The organism is Lutibacter sp. (assembly GCF_041596795.1).
In the GTDB taxonomy this organism is placed as follows: Bacteria; Bacteroidota; Bacteroidia; order Flavobacteriales; family Flavobacteriaceae; genus Lutibacter.
The window spans coordinates 1-1,691 of the sequence record NZ_JBFHHX010000278.1 but is presented as its reverse complement, the minus strand read 5'-3'; the positions used below and the strand labels follow the sequence as shown (position 1 = coordinate 1,691).

General features: G+C 31.4%; 1 protein-coding gene. It reads left to right on the top strand.

What is annotated here, in order from left to right:
• Positions 1-71 precede the first annotated feature (71 nt).
• The coding region (locus tag ABY298_RS16270; RefSeq protein ID WP_372747089.1) for a DNA topoisomerase 3 at positions 72-1,691 on the top strand (1,620 nt) is incomplete at its 3' end.

Below are 1,691 nucleotides of genomic sequence, written 5' to 3'. Positions count from 1 at the left end.
TTTTTAGCTTTTAATTTGTGACTGAAATAACTTTAATTTTAGTAATTTGCGTGCCCACAATTATCTAATAAATGAAAGTTTGTATTGCTGAAAAACCAAGTGTAGCGCGTGAAATTGCATCCGTATTAGGTGCAACCACAAAACGAGATGGTTATTTTGAAGGAAATGGCTATGCCGTAACATACACTTTTGGACATTTATGTACACTTTTAGAACCCAATGATTATAAACCTCATTGGAAAAGTTGGGATTTAAACAATTTACCAATGCTTCCAGAAAAATTTGAAACTAAGGTAGTTGCAAATTCTGGTATACAAAAGCAGTTTAAAATTGTTAAAAGTTTATTTGATAAAGCTGAAGTTATTATAAACTGTGGTGATGCTGGTCAAGAAGGAGAATTAATTCAACGTTGGGTTATAAACCAGGCCAATTATAAAGGTGAAGTAAAACGACTGTGGATTTCTTCACTTACAACTGAAGCAATTAAAGAAGGATTTGAAAACTTAAAACCTTCAAAAAATTACGACAATTTATACTACGCAGGCTTTTCAAGAGCAATTGGAGATTGGCTTTTAGGAATGAACGCTACCAGATTGTACACCGTAAAACACGGAGGCTACAAACAAGTTTTATCGGTTGGAAGAGTGCAAACACCAACATTGGCAATGGTAGTGAACAGATTTAAAGAAATTGAAAACTTTGTACCTCAACCGTTTTGGGAATTACAAACTTTGTATAGAGAAACCATTTTTAACTGTGAAGAAGGACGATTTCTAAAAAAAGAAGATGGAGAAATTTTAGCCAATAAAGTTAAAGAAAGTGAATTTGAAATAGTTTCCAACACAAAATCTAAAGGAAAAGAATACGCTCCAAAACTATTCGATTTAACAGGTTTACAAGTTTATTGTAATAATAAATTTGCATTTTCAGCAGAGGAAACATTAAACATTGTTCAAAAATTATACGAACAAAAAGTAGTGACTTACCCAAGAGTTGACACTACTTTTTTACCAAATGATATATATCCAAAAGTTCCTGGTATTTTAAAAAATTTAACAAATTATTCAACTTTAATACAACCTCTTTTAGGAAAAAAAATAAAAAAATCGAACAAGGTTTTTGATGATAAAAAAGTAACCGATCACCACGCAATAATTCCAACTGGCGTACAAATTAATTTACAGTACAATCAACAACAAGTGTACGACATTATTACAAAACGCTTTATAGCTGTTTTTTATGATGAATGTAAAGTATCTAACACCACAGTAATTGGAAAAGCAAGCGATGTAACTTTTAAAACTACAGGAAAAGAAATTCTAGAAAAAGGTTGGCGTGTTGTTTTTGAAAATCCAGATACACCAGAAAAAAAAGAATCAGGAATATTACCAAATTTTGTAAAAGGCGAAAAAGGTCCGCATGAACCATCGTTTTTAGAAAAACAAACAAGTCCGCCAAAAATATTCACCGAAGCAACCTTGCTAAGAGCAATGGAAACTGCTGGAAAACAAGTTGATGATGATGAAATGCGTGAGTTAATGAAAGAAAACGGTATTGGAAGACCATCAACCCGTGCAAATATTATTGAAACACTTTTTAAAAGAAAATATATAGAGCGCAGAAAAAAATTAATTTATCCAACACCAACAGGAATTCAATTAATTGATACCATTCAAAATGAGTTATTAAAA